We start from the raw sequence: 19910 nt of genomic DNA on the forward strand, positions 1-19910 counted from the left end.
CGATGCGAAGGGCGATTATCTCTAATGGCCGTGGTTTCCCTATCATCGGTTATGCTCAACATTATTTTCAATTATATTTTTATCGCCCACCTGGAAATGGGTGTGGCTGGCTCTGCCTATGGCACCGCCCTGGCACAGGCAATTGCCCTTCTGATAATTGCAGGCTACCGTCATTACGGCCAACCAGTGATTGATATGCAAATTATCCGACTCTCGATTAAACGGAATTTCTGGCCTGAGTACCTGTCTTTAGGCCTACCATCCAGCTTGAGCTACATCGGTGTATCACTCACATCTATCGCTGTAATTTTCAGTATCCAGGCCTGGAGCAGTACCAACTATGATACAACGGTGGGGGCCTATGGCATTACTACCCGAATCATGACCTTTATTTTCCTGCCTCTTCTCGGATTAAGCCAGGCATTTCAAACCCTCGTAGGCAGTAACTTCGGTGCTAAAAGCTGGTCCCGTGCCGACAGCAGTATCAATCTAGCTTTGACAATAGCCTTTTCTTATTGCCTGGTATTACAGCTTGGCGTGCTATTACTAAAAGACACTTTGGGAGCCCTGTTCGTCAGCGACCCGCAAATTATTGCAGAGGTTGCACGTATCCTGCCGATGATGACGCTTGTCTACTTTTTGGCGGGACCATTGATGATGATCAGCACATTTTTCCAGGCCATTGGTGACGCCAAACGTGCAGCTATTCTCGGGGTGACAAAAACCTATATTTTTGTAATGCCATTAATTTTGATTTTACCGTTGATATTTGGTGAAGTGGGGATCTGGTATGCAGGACCAGTTGCAGAACTGATGCTGCTTGTTTTAACAGCTTTTGTACTTTACCACCGTAATCGCAACCAGGGGAATAAATATGGTTTATACACTTCCCGGGTATCTGCTTAAGTAAATTCTTTGCCGAAATTCGTGGCTGCTGATTACCTCGCTTAAAAATTCACTTAAGATTTATAAATTGAAGGGAGTCTTTGACTCCCTTTTAAAGTTACCCCTCCCGCCCCTTATCCCAAGGGGCCAGCAAAAGAATGAGGCAAGGTCTGACGATTGCCATCATAGAGATATGAAAGCATATCAAGATCCCCAGCACTGGGATTCCAGGTAGAACTATTCACCTGATTGGCCGATATTTTACAGCCTCCCTCACGAGTGTTTTTTACAATCCCCAGTGCCCTTGCCTGGTCGTCATACATCATGATGGAGTTTCCATCAAAAGCAGAATTGTGTGTTAAAAACCTGGTGAGGGTTTGCACCCGAGTTTGCTGCTGCAGGGAGTCCAGTGTGTTCTTCACTGACAGAGGGGCGTCGGCACGCATGTGTTCGTGGGCCAAACCCAGTGTATGACCGATTTCATGGGGAAGGGAGGCAATCGCTGCTCTATTAGTTTTCCAATCTACACCACAATATTGATCGGTTTTATTGGTAAACCCTACCGTCGCACTACTGCGGTCGTCCTTAATTGTAACCACTCCACGGCCTGCCGCTCCAACCTGCAGGAACTTAATCGCTGCAAATCTGAACTTTCGATAAATGCAAATTTCCCAATGAGACATAGCCTTTTTTACCGAATTAACATAACCGGAATCTAAATTGGAGGGCACATAATATTTCACCACACCATTCGGCCAAACCCCACCTACCTCTTCATTCCTATCCAAAGAAAATCCACCAAAGTCTATCTTATAGGATATTTTTCGAATATTTTTATCTATAGCTAGCCCCATGCTGACGCACCTCCTGAAAAGTTATTTTCGCTGCCATAACGAGAACCAACACTGCCGCACCAAATTCGGCAAGTCAAAATTCACCCGACAGAAATAGAAAACAAAAAGAAGGAAGAGATCACAAAAAACCTTTTCCAAACACCAAAACCAAAATCGACTCCTGTAATAAAAAATATTTAAATATTTTCAGCAAGCAACCAAAAGAGCTAGGAACCACAAGAAAAGCCTTACAAAACGCAGACTTACGTGACCTATAGATAGAAGTACAAAAATGAAGAGAGAATGAAAATCAACTTTCAGCGAAAAAAAGAAAACTTAACAACAGATAAAACTGTAAACACCATGAAAATGTAAAGATAGGTAAAACTATTTACTGGGGGAGCCCAGCGCAACTCTGCCTAATCCGACCCGACTTTATACAGCCATAAAAAAAGCCACCCAATGGGTGGCTTTTTTGAAAACTAAAAGTTGGCAATTACTTACCAGCCAGTAATTTCCTTCAGAGCGTCGCCGATCTGAGCCAGGGAGCGTACGGTTTTAACACCAGCGTCTTCCAGAGCAGCGAATTTCTCGTCTGCGGTGCCTTTACCACCGGAGATAATCGCGCCCGCGTGACCCATACGCTTGCCGGGAGGTGCAGTTACACCAGCGATGTAGGAAACTACAGGCTTGGTAACATTTTCCTTGATGTAAGCAGCTGCTTCTTCTTCAGCAGTGCCACCGATCTCACCGATCATAACGATTGCTTCGGTCTGCGGATCGTTCTGGAACATTTCCAGGATATCGATGAAGTTGGAACCCGGAATGGGGTCACCACCGATGCCCACACAGGTGGACTGGCCAAAGCCGTAGTCGGTGGTTTGCTTAACCGCTTCATAGGTCAGGGTACCGGAACGGGAAACGATGCCCACTTTACCCGGCTTGTGGATGTGACCTGGCATAATACCGATCTTGCACTCACCCGGAGTGATAACACCCGGGCAGTTCGGGCCGATCAGGCGCACGCCCAGCTCGTCGCACTTCACTTTAGCGTCGAGCATATCCAGAGTCGGAATACCTTCGGTGATACAAACAATCAGCTTGATACCAGCGTTGGCCGCTTCCAGGATGGAATCCTTACAGAAAGGCGCAGGTACGTAGATTACGGAAGCTTCAGCGCCGGTCTTCTCTACCGCTTCTTTAACGGTGTCGAATACTGGCAGGCCCAGGTGAGTCTGGCCGCCTTTACCCGGAGTTACACCACCAACCATCTTGGTGCCGTAAGCAATCGCTTGCTCGGAGTGGAAAGTACCCTGGGAGCCGGTGAAGCCCTGGCAGATTACTTTAGTGTCTTTGTTAATCAATACTGACATGATTATTTACCCTCCGCAGCTTTAACCACTTGCTGAGCCGCATCGGTCAGACTGGTAGCCGCGATAATGTTCAGGCCACTGTCGCTCAGAACCTTGGCGCCCAGATCTGCGTTGTTACCTTCCAGGCGTACAACAACCGGTACTTTAACGCCAACTTCTTTTACTGCGCCCACAACGCCTTCGGCGATCATGTCACAGCGAACGATACCACCGAAGATGTTGATCAGTACGGCTTTTACGTTCTCGTCAGACAGGATGATCTTGAACGCTTCAACAACGCGCTCTTTGGTCGCGCCGCCGCCAACGTCCAGGAAGTTAGCTGGCTTGCCGCCGTGCAGGTTTACGATGTCCATGGTACCCATGGCCAGACCAGCACCGTTTACCATGCAGCCGATGTTGCCGTCGAGAGCTACGTAGTTCAGGTCGAACTTGGCAGCGTGCGCTTCACGGGAATCTTCCTGGGAAGGATCGTGCATTTCGCGCAGGTCAGCGTGGCGGTACAGCGCGTTGCTGTCGATTACCACTTTGGCGTCCAGGCAGTGCAGGTTGCCTTCGGTGGTGATTACCAGCGGGTTGATTTCCAGCAGGGCCAGATCTTTTTCCTGGAACATTTTTGCCAGGCCGAGGAAGATCTTGGTGAACTGCTTAACCTGAGTCGGGTTCAGGCCCAGTTTGAAAGCCAGCTCGCGCGCTTGGTAAGGCTGAGCGCCTACCAGTGGATCGATGGTGGCTTTCAGGATTTTTTCTGGGGTCTCTTCCGCTACTTTCTCGATCTCAACGCCGCCTTCGGTGGAAGCCATGAAAACGATACGACGGGTGGAGCGGTCAACAACGGCGCCAAGGTACAGTTCTTGGTCGATGTCAGTGCAGCTTTCAACCAGGATACGGGAAACCGGCTGGCCATTTTCGTCTGTTTGATAAGTTACCAGACGCTCGCCCAGCCACTTCTTGGCAAACTCTTCAATCTCTGCCTTGGAATCTACCAGCTTTACACCGCCAGCCTTACCGCGGCCACCAGCGTGTACCTGGGCCTTTACTACCCACTTATCACCGCCAATTTCGTCAGCCGCTGCTGCTGCCGCTGCCGGGGTTTCCGCTGCAATGCCTTTGGAAACCGGCAATCCGTATTCCGCAAACAGTTGTTTGCCCTGATACTCATGCAAGTTCATAGTCAATACCAATTCACATATAAAATGTGTTTACTAATTGCAGATCACTCTGCACCTGAAAGAGAAATTTAAAATTTCCGTCGTTGCAAATTTCAAATTCCACAAATGAAACCGGGGCGCTAATTAATCAATAATTAGTGCCCCGAAATCGAAAAATATTCTTACTTGCGCTTCTTGCGATTTACGGTGTGAATCGCATGGCCGTTCACGCCCAGCGCCGCTTCTTTCACAGTTTCGGAAAGAGTCGGGTGCGCAAATACCGTCATACCGATGTCTTCAGCACTGGAGCCGAATTCCATCGCGATCGCCACTTGCTGAACCAAGTCTGCGGCAGACGGGCCAACAATATGGGCACCCAGTACGCGGTCAGTTTCCGCGTGAGCAATGATTTTCACAAAGCCCTGGGTATCGTTGGCGGCCATAGCGCGGCCGTTGATAGCAAACGGGAAGCTGCCTACGTTGTAGGGCTCGCCATCGGCCTTCACCTGCTCTTCGGTGCGACCAACCGCAGCGATTTCCGGGTGAGTGTAAATAACGTTGGGAATAACGTCGTAGTTCATCATCGGCTTCTGGCCAGCAATGCGCTCGGCAACCACAACACCTTCTTCTGAGGCCTTGTGTGCCAGCATTGGGCCGCGTACCACGTCACCAATCGCCCATACGCCAGGTGCAGAAGTCATGCACAGGTCGTTGACATAGATGAATCCACGCTCGTCCATCTTCACACCGGCATCTTCAGACAGAAGGCCTTCAGTGTAAGGGCGACGGCCAACGCAAACGATCAGCTTGTCGAAAGTTTCCTGGTGCTCTTTACCATCTTTGTCCTGGTAAGTAACAACCACTTCTTCGCCTTTCACTTCGGAGCCGGTTACGCGGCAAGCGAGACGGATATCCAGGCCCTGCTTCTTGAAGATCTTCTGGGACTCTTTGGCAACCTGTTGATCCATGATCGCCAGGAATTTATCCATCGCTTCCAGAACAACCACTTCAGAGCCCAAGCGGTTCCATACAGAGCCCAGCTCCAGACCGATAACACCGGCACCGATAACACCCAAACGCTTTGGAGTTTCAGTGAATTCCAGAGCACCAGTGGAATCGACAATAATTTTGTTATCTACCGGAGCGGGCGGAATATTTACCGGTACAGAACCGGAAGCCAGAATGACGTTTTCAGCTTCGTAGACGGTGCTGTTGCCTTCGTCGTCGGTTACTTCCACTTTCTTGTTCGCCAGCAGTTTGCCGGTGCCGAAAATGGAGGTTACTTTATTGGCGGTGAACAGACCTGCTACACCACCGGTCAGCTTCTTAACGATCTCGCCTTTGCGCTCGATCATCTTGCTCACATCCATCTTGACCTTGCCGACTTCAATGCCGTGCACGTCGAGAGCATCTTTGGCTTCGTGGTATTTCCAGGAGCTGTCCAGCAGTGCCTTGGAAGGAATACAGCCAACGTTCAGGCAGGTACCGCCATTTACGTATTTACCTTCCTTGTTTTTCCACTTTTCGATACAAGCCGTTTTCAAGCCCAACTGAGCGGCACGGATGGCAGCGACATAACCACCAGGACCGGAGCCAATTACGATTACGTCAAATTTTTCGGACATGATCAGTTCCAGATATTTCTAATGCAGTGTGATCGAGGGGGCCCGCAGGCCCCAAGATTTATTGTTTAAACTTCGAGCAAGATACGCGCTGGATCTTCGATCATTTCCTTGATCGCTACCAGGAAGCCAACCGCTTCCTTACCATCGATCAGACGGTGGTCATAGGACAGCGCCAGGTACATCATCGGCAGGATTTCCACCTTGCCATTTACCGCCATCGGGCGCTCCTGGATTTTGTGCATACCCAGAATTGCAGTTTGCGGTGGATTCAAAATCGGAGTGGACAGCAGGGAACCGAATACACCACCGTTGGTGATGGTAAAGGTACCGCCAGTCATCTCTTCGATAGACAGTTTGCCATCCCGGGCGCGAACACCCAGATCGCGGATATTGTTTTCCATATCCGCCAGGCCCATGTTCTCCGCATTGCGCAGAATCGGCACGACCAGGCCTTTCGGAGAGGAAACCGCTACACCGATATCCTGGTAACCGTGGTAAACGATATCGTTGCCGTCGATAGACGCGTTCACTGCGGTGTAACGCTTCAGCGCCTCTACTGCAGCTTTCACGAAGAAGCCCATAAAGCCCAGGCGAGTGCCGTTGTGGGTCTTCTCGAACAGGTCTTTGTAGTTCTTGCGCAGGTCCATAATCGGCTTCATGTTCACCTCGTTAAAGGTGGTGAGCATGGCGGTGGACTGGGAAGCGTCCAGCAGGCGCTCAGCGATACGCTTGCGCATACGGGTCATGGGAACGCGCTTCTCTACGCGCTCACCCGGAGCAACCGCAACTTCAGCAACAGCGGCGGCAGGTGCAGCAGCGGCAGCCGGCGCAGTGCCCGCTTTCATTACGTCTTCCTTGAGAACGCGACCACCCTTGCCAGTGCCTTCAACACCGGCCAGGTCTACGCCCTTCTCAGCAGCCATTTTCTTGGCAGATGGCATGGCAATTTTGTCGCCAGCCGCAGGAGCTGCGGCTTCGGCAGCCGGAGCTTCTGCTTTTTCTTCCGCCGGGGCAGCAGCTGCGCCAGCGCCCGCTTCAAACTTGGCAATCACCTCATTGGAGAGAACGGTATCGCCCTCACCCTTGATGATTTCAGTCAGGGCACCATCGGCAGGTGCAACAACTTCCAGCACAACTTTATCGGTTTCGATATCCACGATCAGTTCATCGCGGGACACAGCTTCACCTGGTTGTTTATGCCAGGTGGCGACAGTTCCGTCCTGAACTGATTCAGGGAAAGTTGGCGCTTTAATCTCGATCGTCATTTTTTCTGTTTCCTGAGATTGACTCTTCACTTATTACTGCCGCCGGTTATTTGACGGTCAGCGCCTCGTTGATGAACTTATTCTGTTCTTCAAGGTGCGTGGACATATAGCCCGCCGCAGGTGCTGCGGATGGGGCGCGGCCCACATATTCCAGATCCAGCTTCGGGTGGGTTTCCGACAACAGGCGACGCAAGTGGTGCTGGCTGGAGTACCAGGCGCCCTGATTCATGGGCTCTTCCTGACACCAGGCAACACTCTTGATCTTCTTGAATGCGGAAACCGCTTCCACAAACTCTTCGTCCGGGAATGGGTACAGCTGCTCGATTCGTACGAACGCCACATCTTCCTGTTCGCGCTCCATACGGGCTTCCAGCAGGTGGTAGTAAACCTTGCCGGAACACAGAACCACACGCTTCACTTTGTCTGGATCTACACCCTGGTCCTGGATCACGTTGTGGAAGCGACCTTCTGCCAGCTCTTCCAGGCTGGAGGTGGCCAACTTGTGACGCAGAATCCACTTTGGACTCATAATCACCAGAGGACGGCGCATTGGGCGCACCGCCTGGCGACGCAGCAGGTGGAAGATCTGTGCCGGGGTAGTGGCGTTACACACCTGGATATTGTGCTCCGCACACAGCTGCATAAAGCGCTCAAGACGCGCAGAGGAGTGCTCTGGGCCCTGGCCTTCGTAACCGTGCGGTAACAGCATTACCAGGCCGCACATACGGCCCCACTTGTGCTCACCGGAAGTGATGAACTGGTCGATCACAACCTGGGCACCGTTGGCGAAGTCACCAAACTGGGCTTCCCACACCACCAGGGACTTTGGTGTCGTGGTGGCGTAGCCGTATTCAAACGCCAACACCGCCTCTTCGGACAGCAGCGAGTCGTAGATATAGAAAGGCGGCTGGTCTTCAAACATATGCTGCAAAGGCACGTAGCTCTGACCGTCTTTCTGGCTGTGAACCACCGCGTGGCGGTGGGAGAAGGTACCGCGACCCACGTCTTCACCGGTAAAGCGGACCATAAAGCCCTCTTCCAGCAGAGTACCGTAAGCCAGGGTTTCCGCCATGCCCCAGTTCAGAGGCAGGGCGCCACCGGCCATTTTGCGGCGGTCTTCATAAATTTTGGAGACCTGGCGCTGCATTACCACGCCGTCGGGCACGTTGGTCATGCGAGTAGCGACATCCTGCAGCTTCGGCAGCGCATAGCCGGTATCTGCAGGCACCTGCCAGTCGTGGCCCAGGTAGGGGCTCCAGTCAACAAACATGGAGGAGTCCGGCTTCTTCACAAGACCGGTAGCAACGTCTTCACCGGCATCCAGTTTGTCGCGGTAGTCGTTAGCCAGCTTGTCTGCGGCAACCTTGTCCAGGATGCCCTCGCCCACCAGCTTCTCGGAATAGAGCGTGCGGGTAGTCTTGTGCTTGCGGATAGTCTGGTACATCAGCGGCTGGGTACCAGAGGGGTCATCGGTCTCGTTGTGGCCGCGACGACGGTAGCAGACCAGGTCGATAACGATGTCTTTCTTAAATTCGTAGCGGTAGTCCACCGCCAGCAGCGCGGCCAATACGACCATTTCCGGGTCGTCGCCATTTACGTGCAGCACCGGCGCATCGATCATCTTAGCGGGATCGGTGGAGTACTCGGTGGAGCGGGCATCTTCGCGCTTGCTGGTGGTAAAGCCCACCTGGTTGTTCAGTACGATGTGCACAGTACCGCCGGTGTAGTAACCGCGGGTCTGGGACATCTGCAGGGTTTCCTGCACCACACCCTGGCCGGCAAAAGCCGCGTCGCCATGGATGTTGATCGGCATTACTTTCTCACCGGTCGCATCTTTGCGGCGATCCTGGCGGGCGCGTACGGAACCCACTACCACGGGCGCACTGATTTCCAGGTGCGACGGGTTAAAGGCCAGGGCCAAGTGCACTTCCCCACCGGGAGTCATCACGTTGGAAGAGAAGCCCTGGTGGTACTTCACGTCACCGGAAGTATCGAGGGTCTTCTTGCCTTCAAACTCCTGGAACAGATCCGCAGGGTTTTTACCGAGGATATTAACCAGGGTATTCAGGCGGCCGCGGTGGGCCATACCGATCACCACTTCCTTCACCCCGTAGGTGCCGGAGCGACGGATCAGGGCATCCATCATCGGGATCAGGCTCTCACCACCCTCTACACCGAAGCGCTTGGTCCCGGGGTACTTGGAGTCCAGGTGGCGCTCCAGGCCTTCAGCGGCGGAAAGGCGCTGCAGGATTTCAATCTGGATATCGGTGCCGAAGTTGGCCTTGGACTGGCTGCGCTCAAGGCGCTGCTGGAACCACTGCTGCTCTTCCAGGTTGGAGAGATGCATGATCTCTGCACCAAGATTGCCGCAGTAAGTATTCTCCAGACCCTCAATGATTTCACGCAGGGTCGCCTCTTCTTTACCGAGGAACAGGCTACCGGTATTGAAGGTGGTATCGAAATCACCCTCAGTCAGGCCGTGGTAGCTCAGTTGCAGGTCGGGCACTTGTTCGCGAGCCATCAAGCCCAGGGGGTCGAGGGTCGCTTTTTTATGGCCGCGATGGCGGTAGGAATCGATCAGTTGCAGAACTTTAATCTGCTTGCGCTCGTGCTCAATATTGGCAGAGCCGGCCGCACCGGGAGCGGCCACCGGACGCGCGCGGTGTTTGCTGAGCAGCTCAAAGTGCTGGCGAACAGCGGCGTGGGAAACATCGCTGCTGCCCTCAACGCGGGGGAGGCTATCGAAATAATTGCGCCACTCCTCGGGGACACCGTTGGGGTCGTGCAGATAGGTCTCGTAAAGCTCCTCCACGTAGGCAGCATTGCCCCCGGAGATATGGGAGCTACGCCACAGCTGCTCCATGGTACTTTCGTGCATGTTGATGCCTACCTCAATTGCAGTGTGCTTATCTTCTCTTGAGCCACTGCGCTTTCCTTTCACTCACAAAAGGGGAGGCGCACAAAGCCACCTCCCCTTTTCAGTTTTTTACCGGTTAGAACCGGCTTTTTGTCGTTTGCTTGGCACCCTACCTGGCACCGGGTTCGCAGAGCGCGAACCCCAGCGGGCCGATAACCGGCCGCAGCATCCCCTACACGGCGCGGGTCAGCAGCATATTGCGGATATGGCCGATCGCGCGCGTCGGATTCAGTCCTTTCGGGCAAACATTGACACAGTTTTGAATACCGTGACAACGGAATACGCTGAAGGGGTCATCCAGATTTGACAGGCGCTCATCAGTAGCCAGGTCGCGGCTATCTGCCAGGAAGCGGTAAGCCTGCAACAAACCAGCTGGGCCGATAAACTTGTCCGGATTCCACCAGAAAGACGGACAGGAAGTGGAACAGCAGGCGCACAGGATACACTCGTACAGACCGTCAAGCTTTTCGCGATCTTCCGGAGACTGCAGACGCTCGATGGCCGGAGCCGGGGTATCGTTTTGCAGGTACGGTTCAATCTTCTTGTACTGCTCGTAGAACTGCTCCATATCCACAACCAAGTCGCGGATAACAGGCAGGCCCGGCAGCGGACGCAGAACCAGTTTACCCTTGGGGGCAGCTTCAGACAGTGGCGTAGTGCACGCCAGACCATTGCGACCGGAAATGTTCATACCGTCAGAGCCACAAACGCCCTCACGGCAGGAACGACGGAAAGACAAGGTCTGATCTTCGGCTTTCAGCAGTTCCAGAACGTCCAACACCATCAGGTCCTTGCCCTTGGTGTCCAGTTCATAGTCCTGCATATAAGGCGCTTTGTCGGTTTCCGGGTTGTAACGGTAAATGCTTACTTTCAACATACTCTATTCCGCTCCCGAATCAGTAAGTCCGAGCTTTCGGTTCAAAGGCTTCCATAGTGTTAGGCGCGAAGTTTACTGCACGCTTGCCAACACGTTTTTCCGTGGGGAAATACATAGAGTGGCACAGCCAGTTTTCATCATCGCGCTCCTGGAAGTCCTCACGGGCGTGAGCACCGCGGCTCTCAGTGCGGGTCTCTGCAGCAACTGCAGTGGCCTCGGCAACTTCCAGTAAGTTTTGCAGCTCCAGCGCTTCAACACGGGCGGTGTTAAACGCACGGCTCTTGTCTTCGAGGCGCACATTTTCAATACGCTCGCGCAGATCTGCAAGCTTCTTCACACCTTCGGCCATAAAGTCGCCGCGACGGAATACGCCGAAGTGGTTCTGCATCACGCCCTGCAGCTCTTTGCGCAGGTCGGCAGCCTTCTCACCCTTCTCATTGGTTTCCAGGTGATTCAGGCGAGCCATAGCGGCTTCGAGATCAGACTCGGAAGCTTCGCGGTGCTCGATACCTTCGCGCAGGGACTTCTCAATAAACAGGCCGGAAGCGCGACCGAATACCACCAGATCCAGCAGGGAGTTACCACCCAGACGGTTGGCTCCGTGTACGGACACACAGGCAACTTCGCCACAGGCGTAGAAGCCATCAACAATCTGATCGTTACCCGCAGCGTCCTGGGTCAGAGCCTGACCGTGAACGTTGGTGGGAATACCACCCATCATATAGTGACAGGTAGGTACTACCGGGATCGGCACCTTAACTGGGTCGGCGTGGGCGAAGGTCTTGGACAGCTCACAGATACCGGGCAGACGGCTGTTGAGCAGCTCTTCACCCAGGTGATCAAGCTTCAGGAATACGTGATCGCCTTCCGGACCACAGCCGCGGCCGTCGAGAATCTCGAGAACCATAGAGCGAGCCACAACGTCGCGGGAAGCGAGATCTTTGGCATTGGGCGCATAGCGCTCCATAAAACGCTCACCATCTTTATTGATCAGGTAGCCACCCTCACCGCGACAACCTTCGGTCACGAGTACACCGGCACCGTAAATACCAGTGGGGTGGAACTGCCACATCTCAATATCCTGGACCGGCATACCGGCACGCAGAGCCATACCGACACCGTCACCGGTATTGATGTGCGCGTTGGTGGTGGAAGCGAAGATACGACCGGCACCGCCGGTAGCGAATACAGTCGCTTTGGATTTGATATAAACCACTTCGCCATCTTCGATGCACATGGCGATCACACCCACAACAGCACCGTCCTGGTTCTTCACCAGGTCAATCGCAAACCATTCATTCAGGAATTCGGTTTTGTGCTTAACGTTGTTTTGATAGAGGGTGTGTAGCAGTGCATGGCCGGTACGGTCAGCAGCAGCACAAGTACGTGCAGCCTGGCCACCGCGGCCGAAATCTTTAGACTGACCGCCGAAGGGGCGCTGATAAATACGACCTTCCTCAGTACGGGAGAAAGGCAGGCCCATGTGCTCCAGCTCAAATACCGCTTCCGGACCTACGGAACACATATATTCAATAGCGTCCTGGTCACCGATATAGTCGGAACCCTTAACGGTATCGTACATATGCCAGCGCCAATCGTCGTTGGGATCTGAACTGGCAATTGCACAGGTAATGCCACCCTGGGCAGATACTGTGTGAGAACGAGTCGGGAATACCTTGGTAATAACCGCAGTTTTATAGCCGGACTGGGCCATCTGCAGGGCAGCGCGCATACCGGCACCGCCTCCACCAATTACAATCCCGTCAAATGAAATAGTACGCATGTTCGCCATTGCTTATACACCCCAAAGAATTTCAATGCCCCACACCGCGTACAACACGGCAACGGCAGCCAGAATCACTTCTACGAACAAGCGCAGAACAGTGGCTTTACCGCCCATCATCCGGTTGGTGATGTAGTCAGTTACCACGGACCAGAGGCCAATCCAGGCGTGAATAATGGTGGACAGCAAGGCAACCAGGCTGAAAACACGCATCCAGCGCTGGGCGAACAGTTCGGACCAGGCTTGGTAGCCGAAGTCTTTACTAAAAAAGATAAAACCCACTATAAAGAGGGTATAGGCGAGCAATATTACCGCAGTGACTCTCTGGTAGAGCCAATCGAAAGTACCGCTACGGCCAAAGCTTGTTACTGTTTTTACCACAACCATACTCCCGCCAGAAGAATAAGGATTACAGCCAGCACCAGCACTGACACAGCGCTGCGACGGCCGCCTTCGAGACTTTCACCTACTCCCATATCCATAAACAGATGACGAACACCTGCCAGGATGTGGTAAATAAGTGCCGCCAGCGATGCCCAGAGAATGAGCTTGGCAGGGATACTGTTAAATACCGCTGCAATTTCGGCGAATCCCTGCTCGGATTCCAAACTGACATCGAGCATCCACAGTAGTAGTGCAACAACAACGAAGAGCACTACACCGGAAATACGATGCAAAATGGAAACCACAGCGGTAGCGGGAAGCTTTATAGTGGAAATGTCTAAATTGACAGGTCTGTTTTTGTTCACAGGAAAAACACCTTGTTGCCCTGAACGACCGGGCGCCCGTTAGCTTTTCAATGGAGGGACGAGCTGCTTGCTGATTACTTTGCACTCGACCTGATGAAGCCTTATACAAAGTAGCCGTACCATGGCGCAAGCCGCGCGGATTATAGGCATTCACTAGTCAAAACACAACGAACGCCTGCGATTACGCCGGGTTCCCACCAGTATCACGCAGTAAATCGGGAATCGCGGGATTTCCTCAGACTTTCCTGTGCATTATCTAGACAAATACTCTACGAGTATGGAGCGGAACCGGATATCCTGTCGCCAATAGACTGGTCGTCCATTCCTTTTGGTTTGACAATTTGCGGCGCGGCACTTAAGTTTGGCCCCGCTCAAAAGGCCGCTAGCTCCCGAAAACAGCGGGAAAAGGCCGGCATAAGAACATTTTTAGGAGTCCGCAATGTCCGATAAAAAAGCGCACCTCACAGTCGATGGTATCGACGGCGCCCTTGAGATGCCAGTTCGCTCCGGCACCCTCGGCCCCGATGTTATTGATGTCGGCGGTCTGACCAGTAAAGGCTTATTTACTTACGACCCGGGCTTCGTATCTACCGCCTCATGTGATTCCAAGATCACCTTTATTGATGGCGGCAAGGGCCAACTGCTGCACCGCGGCTACCCCATCGAGCAACTGGCAGAAAAATCCGACTACCTGGAAACCTGCTACCTGCTGATGAATGGCGAACTGCCCAACGCAGAAGAAAAGAAGAAGTATGTAGACACCATTATGTCTCACACCATGGTTCACGAATCCCTGGTGAGCTTCTTTAAAGGCTTCCGTTACGATGCCCACCCAATGGCGATGATGTGTGGCGTAGTCGGTGCCCTCGCTTCCTTCTATCACGACTCCCTGGATATCACCAATCCGGAGCACCGCGAGATTTCCGCCCACCGCCTGATTGCCAAGATGCCAACCCTGGCAGCGATGTGCTACAAGCACTCCCAGGGCATGCCCTTCATGTACCCGGACAATAGCCGCAGCTATTCCGAGAACTTCCTGCACATGATGTTTGGCAACCCCTGCGAGCCCAGCAAGATAGACCCGGTTGTCGCCAAGGCAATGGACATCATCTTCCTGCTGCACGCAGACCACGAGCAGAATGCGTCCACCTCCACTGTTCGCCTGGCTGGCTCTTCTGGTGCCAATCCGTTCGCCTGTATTTCTTCCGGCATTGCCACTTTGTGGGGACCCGCTCACGGCGGTGCCAACGAAGCGGTATTGAACATGCTGCAGGAAATTGGCGACGAAAGCCGTATCGACGAATTCGTGAAGCGCGCCAAAGATAAGAATGACCCCTTCCGCCTGATGGGTTTTGGTCACCGCGTCTACAAGAACTTCGATCCTCGCTCCCGCGTAATGCAGGGCATCTGTGATGAAGTTTTGGGCGCCATGGGTGCAGAAAATGATCCTCTGCTGAAGATCGCCAAGAAGCTGGAGAAAATCGCCCTTGAGGACGATTACTTCGTAGAGAAGAAACTCTACCCGAACGTAGATTTCTACTCCGGCATTATTATGAAGGCTATCGGTATCCCCACCGATATGTTCACCGTAATTTTCGCCACCGGCCGTACTTCAGGCTGGATTGCACACTGGAATGAAATGATTTCCAATCCGTACAAAATTGGTCGTCCTCGCCAGCTGTATACCGGCTACCCGCAGCGCGATTATGTACCGCTCGAGCAACGCTAAGCTCAAGCAATTAAAAAAACCCGGCTATGCCGGGTTTTTTTATTAATTAGATATTTAAATTTATTTTGATTCTACCGGCAATAATCAACTGCATTTCGATAAAAATTAAAAAGCAAAGGCCTAAAATGTGACACAAGTCCCACTTTGAAAATTTTGCTTTACTCGCCCCTTCCATAACAGTTAAACCAACTGTCATCCAATGTAAAATCCGCCACGCCCGCCGGGACCCAAATAGCTTTGCTTTCTTTAAGTTACCCCCAACTTCGCGGCGCTATCAGACCTAATAACAAACCTTTAAATTTACTGAGACTAAATTCATGCTTAGTTTTATTTCTGGAATGTTCCGAAGTAACAAAACAGAAGACGCGGCGGACCTTGAGGAAAAATATACTCGCAGCTCTTATGCAGGAGCTAAAGGTGCCCGCACAATCTCTTACGATCCCACTCTAATTAAAGCCCTTGAAGACGATCACCGCACCCTGATCAGTATTTTTCAGCGCATGTGGTCAGAGGGTTATGAGAAGCAGAACTACCGCCAGCTGTCGCAGCTACTGACCCAATTTAAATCTGGCTTCCAGGCCCATCTAATCAAAGAAAATGTACGTTTTTACGTATACCTGGAGCAAGCACTGGCTGGCGATGCCCACACACTGCAAGTAGTTAAAGATTTCCGCACCGATATGAATGAAATTGCAAATGCTGTTGTGCAATTTTGCAAGCGCTATAACCACGAAGCCTTCACTCCTGAAATGGTTCGCGACTTCAAAATGGATTATCAGAAAATCGGTGAAGCGCTAACTCGCCGTACTGCCCTAGAAGAAAAAGAACTCTACGTCCTTTACCAACCCTCCTAAAAGCAACGTTTAGTTTTTTTATCAGGAGTAGTGAGATATTTAACCTAGGAATGCCGATAAGAAACAAATCTTTACAATAGGCATACTATTTTACAGTCCGCAGCCCACAAGGACGGGGCCGCATATTTTTTGGCCGCTCAGCGGTCACAAAGTAACTGGAAAGCACTCCCCTTACCCCGCCAATTTTTCACAGCCAAATTAAATTTAAGCACCGAATTTGGGCAAGATACATTTAGCTCCCCAAAAAAACTGTGCGCATCAGTTAAATCCAGCCTTATTTTCCGACCTGACCTTACTTTACACCCAATTCTCTATCGTCATATTCTAATCGGTACTAGACGTTTATTTAATTTTGTTTAAACATATAGGGATTAGAATTCAAAAAAACACCAAAGAGTGGGATATTAGTCTAAGAAAAATAGCAGGCCATCTGGCAGACAAATTAAAAATACAAAGACTAATAGAAAATCAAAGCAGTCGGGGGGAGGTATGACTGAGCTAGACGACACACTTGTCGAGCAATTACCAAGCGGCATCCATACTAATGATAACAGTTACCCAATTTATGTAATTATCGGTACTGGTCCGGTGGGTGTGCGTTGTGCACAAAAATTATTAGAGTTCTGTGATGAAGCTCAAATTGTTATCTATGGAGCAGAAACAGAGTCTCCCTACAACCGGGTTAAACTTTCTCAATATCTATCAAGCCATGTAGAGTTGGAGGAGCTTGATAACCCTATTCTCAGTCAAAGTGACCACCGCCTAGCAGAATATATTGACCGTAAAATAGTCTCTATTGATCGCTCCAAAAAAACAGTCACCGATGCTGCAGGGAATATACAACCTTATTCCAAGCTAATAATAGCGACTGGATCAAATCCTATTATTCCGAAGATTCCGGGTGCGGATCTACCTGGTGTTTACCCTTTTCGAAGTCTGCGTAACACCAATGATTTACTGGAGTTAAGGGAGCAGAATGCAGACATCTGTGTTATCGGTGCTGGTGCTCTGGGCCTTGAAGCTGCAACCGCGTTAAAAACACCTAAAAACAACATCACTTTACAATCCAGAGGACACTTGCTCAGCGGGCTCCTGGGTGAAGAAGGAGAGGAGTTCCTAAAGTCCGCACTCACTGCACTGGGTGTAGAGTTAAAAATTTCGGACTCCCTAACATCCATTGAAGAGAGCGATAGCAAGCGCCTACTCACTTTTGAAAGTGGCGAAAAAATTCCCGTCGACGCTATCGTGTTGTGCACTGGGATTAAGCCGGAAATTAGCCTGGCCGAACAGAGCGGACTTTCAACTAAACGCGGAATCGTAGTCAATGAATGGATGCAAACTTCCGACCCGGATATTTACGCCGTAGGCGAGTGCGCTGAGTTTGACAAGAAAGTCTACCAATTGGTCCGACCGGGCTACGAACAAGCTGAAAGCTGCTGCTCACATATTCGTCGCAACCATAGCGGTAAATCTCTCTCGCAGCCCTACTCCGGCACTTATACCGATATTCAGCTGAAAATTGCCCATATTCCCTGCGGAATAATGGGAGAGGTAACCCCGGAAAACCTCAATCAGCAAGAGGGCGTTGAGAGCCATGTCTATCGCAATCGTTTTAAGGGGATCTATAGACGCTTATTTATCAAAGGTGAATACATCGTTGGGGCCATTTATATTGGCAGCTGGGATGAAGCCAATGAATTGCGCCAGACCGTAGCACAGGAGCAAAAAATCTCTCTGCGCACACTGAAAGACTTTGAAAGCGAAGGGCGAGTGTTTGCCAAAAAAAGCGGCAATAGCATTAAAGATTTTCCCGATAGTTATCTAGTCTGCCAGTGTAACTCTGTCACCAAAGGGGAATTATGCAAGGCTATTTCCGCTGGGAAGCGCAATTTAAATGAGCTGCAACAAGCGACAACAGCCGGATCTGTTTGTGGTAGTTGCCGCCCACTAATGGCTGAGCTTCTGGATGTGCCAGCTCCCAACTTGGTAATGCGGCACTCCAAGGGGATATTGATAACTTCTGTTCTGTCATTAATCCTGATAGCCCTGGCTTTCCTGATGCCGCCAGCTCCAGTTTCCCCCTCAGTACAGACTGCACTTTTTTGGGAAAAGCTCTGGTACGACAATTTTTGGAAGCAGGTTACGGGCTATACCATTCTCGCTATGTGCTTGTTTACTGCCGCTCTCAGTATCAGGAAACGTTGGAATAAACTTAGCCTTGGGCATGTCGATCACTGGCGCTATGCACACAGCGTTACAGGTTTAATCGCTCTACTTGCTCTCGCTGTACATTCAGGCTTCCGCCTTGGTGAAAACCTGAATTTGGCATTGATGCTGGTATTTCTAACTGCAACCGCAACTGGTTCTCTCGTCGGCGTTTTTATGGCGCGCAACCACCACTGGACTGACCTGAAACTTCGCGAACACCGAAAATGGTGGTCCCGAGTTCACTATGCCCTGCTCTGGGCCTTACCGGTCCTTCTCGCCTACCATATTTTTGCGGTTTATTACTTCTAGATGAAATCATATCAATTTAAATTCTGGCATTACGGTGTATTGCTAACGCTGGCTATCGGCTCTGCGGTGGCATACAACCTTAACGTTGACGATAAATCTCTATTTATCAGTGGAGATGCCACGCACGGTCACCATCAAATTGAGCTGGCTTGTACTTCCTGCCATACCGATGGCTTTGCCGGTGAGGATGCTGTTCAGCAAGCTTGCCTGAATTGCCATGCGGAAGAACTGGAGCTTGTAGACGACTCACACCCCCGGCAGAAATTTTTAGATCCGCGCAATGCTGTACTTCTGGAGACTCTTGACGCCCGGCTATGTGTAAGTTGTCACACTGAGCACAAACCACAAATCACCGGAGAGATGGGAGTAACCCTGGCGGGCGACTTTTGCTTTCACTGCCACAGCGATATTGCCGAAGAGCGCAGTAGTCACAAAGACCTGGGATTTGAAACCTGCGCAAGTGCGGGCTGCCACAACTATCACGATAATGGCTCCCTCTATGAAGACTTCCTTATCGCCCATGTTGATCAACCTGATCTATTGGAAACTGCAAAGCTTCCCGCTCGTACAGCAGTTCAGTCCTGGCTAAATGAGCATTCAGATAAAGCCCCTTTAAAAGTTAGCGAAGCAGACATTAGCAGCTCTAGCCAGACTGCAGAAATCGCAACGGTCTGGGCACAGAGTATTCACGCACAAACAGAGGTGAACTGCAGCAGCTGTCACGTCGATGGGCAAATGCAATTCAGTAGCGTTGAGATTGTCGAGCAATGTGCTAGTTGCCACAGCGATCAAAAAGAATCCTTCACTCAAGGAAAACATGGAATGCGCATGTCCAACAAGCTGGAAGAAGGCTTTATCCAGCAGGTCGGCGCCATCTCCCCGCAACAGGCCCGCCTTCCCATGAATACCAGCGCAACGGATGAATTGAGCTGTGTCAGTTGTCACGGGCCCCATGAAGTAAATCTGCAATTTGCCGCTGTAGAGGCTTGCCTGGGTTGCCACAGTGATGAGCACAGTCTCTCTTACAAAGAGTCCCCTCACTTCGATACCTGGAATTCAAACCCAGAGGGTGGCGTAAGCTGTGCCAGCTGCCATTTACCACGGGAAACCCATGGCGAACAGGTTGTAGTTAACCATAATCAAAATCATAACCTTCGCCCCAATGAAAAAATGATGCCCGTTTGCCTGAGCTGTCATGGAGCCGAATTCTCCCTTGCTGCCCTGGCTGACAAAACTCTGATTAACAATAATTTCAAGCATAAACCCGTAGAGAAGCATGAAACATTCGAGCTGATCCGCGAGCGTATTGCAAGGATTACCAAAAGCAAAAACATGCAAAATCAATCCCAATAGGA

15 protein-coding genes are annotated in these 19910 nt (G+C 51.3%); 5 read left to right on the forward strand and 10 right to left on the reverse strand.

Going from position 1 to position 19910, the window contains the following annotated elements; translation table 11 throughout:
* Positions 1-24: 24 nt before the first annotated feature.
* On the forward strand, positions 25-906 hold the full coding sequence (locus ACJJIY_RS21725; RefSeq protein ID WP_445358819.1) for an MATE family efflux transporter: 882 nt from the start codon (positions 25-27) through the stop codon (positions 904-906).
* Between the two features lie 113 nt (positions 907-1019).
* On the opposite strand, the gene ACJJIY_RS21730 is transcribed toward ACJJIY_RS21725, so the two are convergent.
* The 10 genes from ACJJIY_RS21730 to sdhC form a co-directional block, all read right to left on the reverse strand.
* Positions 1020-1739 (reverse strand): M12 family metallopeptidase, encoded by a 720-nt coding sequence (locus tag ACJJIY_RS21730; protein WP_413662985.1) that lies wholly within the window; start codon positions 1737-1739, stop codon positions 1020-1022.
* Positions 1740-2218: 479 nt separating this feature from the next.
* The gene (gene sucD / locus ACJJIY_RS21735) at positions 2219-3091 is read right to left on the reverse strand and encodes a succinate--CoA ligase subunit alpha (RefSeq protein ID WP_108734154.1); all 873 of its coding nucleotides are present in this window, start codon (positions 3089-3091) and stop codon (positions 2219-2221) included.
* A 2-nt stretch (positions 3092-3093) separates the two neighbouring features.
* A complete protein-coding gene (gene sucC, locus ACJJIY_RS21740) occupies positions 3094-4260 on the reverse strand; it encodes an ADP-forming succinate--CoA ligase subunit beta (protein WP_282933818.1) in 1167 nt (388 codons plus the stop codon).
* 161 nt (positions 4261-4421) lie between these two features.
* Complete coding sequence (lpdA, locus tag ACJJIY_RS21745) at positions 4422-5864, reverse strand: dihydrolipoyl dehydrogenase (RefSeq protein WP_020412682.1); 1443 nt, start codon at positions 5862-5864, stop codon at positions 4422-4424.
* A 65-nt stretch (positions 5865-5929) separates the two neighbouring features.
* Positions 5930-7129 (reverse strand): 2-oxoglutarate dehydrogenase complex dihydrolipoyllysine-residue succinyltransferase, encoded by a 1200-nt coding sequence (gene odhB, locus ACJJIY_RS21750; RefSeq protein ID WP_282933820.1) that lies wholly within the window; start codon positions 7127-7129, stop codon positions 5930-5932.
* Positions 7130-7175: 46 nt separating this feature from the next.
* Positions 7176-10007, reverse strand: coding sequence for a 2-oxoglutarate dehydrogenase E1 component (locus ACJJIY_RS21755; RefSeq protein ID WP_444917963.1), 2832 nt, complete (start codon positions 10005-10007; stop codon positions 7176-7178).
* Between the two features lie 211 nt (positions 10008-10218).
* Positions 10219-10923 carry a succinate dehydrogenase iron-sulfur subunit gene (locus ACJJIY_RS21760; RefSeq protein ID WP_282933822.1) on the reverse strand — a complete coding sequence of 235 codons (705 nt, stop codon included), beginning with the start codon at positions 10921-10923 and terminating at the stop codon, positions 10219-10221.
* A gap of 19 nt (positions 10924-10942) precedes the next feature.
* On the reverse strand, positions 10943-12715 hold the full coding sequence (gene sdhA, locus ACJJIY_RS21765) for a succinate dehydrogenase flavoprotein subunit (RefSeq protein WP_282933823.1): 1773 nt from the start codon (positions 12713-12715) through the stop codon (positions 10943-10945).
* A gap of 3 nt (positions 12716-12718) precedes the next feature.
* Positions 12719-13087 (reverse strand): succinate dehydrogenase, hydrophobic membrane anchor protein, encoded by a 369-nt coding sequence (sdhD, locus tag ACJJIY_RS21770; RefSeq protein ID WP_282933824.1) that lies wholly within the window; start codon positions 13085-13087, stop codon positions 12719-12721.
* Positions 13081-13455: a succinate dehydrogenase, cytochrome b556 subunit gene (sdhC, locus tag ACJJIY_RS21775; protein ID WP_282933825.1), complete on the reverse strand. Its 375-nt coding sequence runs from the start codon at positions 13453-13455 to the stop codon at positions 13081-13083. Before sdhC ends, sdhD begins: the two co-directional genes overlap by 7 nt.
* A gap of 439 nt (positions 13456-13894) precedes the next feature.
* Between sdhC and gltA the strand changes: the two genes are divergently transcribed.
* The 4 genes from gltA (at position 13895) to ACJJIY_RS21795 (ending at position 19908) form a co-directional block, all read left to right on the forward strand.
* Positions 13895-15184, forward strand: coding sequence for a citrate synthase (gene gltA, locus ACJJIY_RS21780; RefSeq protein ID WP_413662987.1), 1290 nt, complete (start codon positions 13895-13897; stop codon positions 15182-15184).
* A gap of 317 nt (positions 15185-15501) precedes the next feature.
* Positions 15502-16038, forward strand: coding sequence for a hemerythrin domain-containing protein (locus tag ACJJIY_RS21785; protein WP_413662988.1), 537 nt, complete (start codon positions 15502-15504; stop codon positions 16036-16038).
* A gap of 489 nt (positions 16039-16527) precedes the next feature.
* The gene (locus ACJJIY_RS21790; RefSeq protein ID WP_444917966.1) at positions 16528-18555 is read left to right on the forward strand and encodes an FAD-dependent oxidoreductase; all 2028 of its coding nucleotides are present in this window, start codon (positions 16528-16530) and stop codon (positions 18553-18555) included.
* Complete coding sequence (locus tag ACJJIY_RS21795; RefSeq protein WP_445358820.1) at positions 18556-19908, forward strand: cytochrome c3 family protein; 1353 nt, start codon at positions 18556-18558, stop codon at positions 19906-19908.
* The last annotated feature ends 2 nt before the right edge of the window (positions 19909-19910 follow it).

The organism is Microbulbifer maximicatervae (SeqCode) (assembly GCF_052468155.1).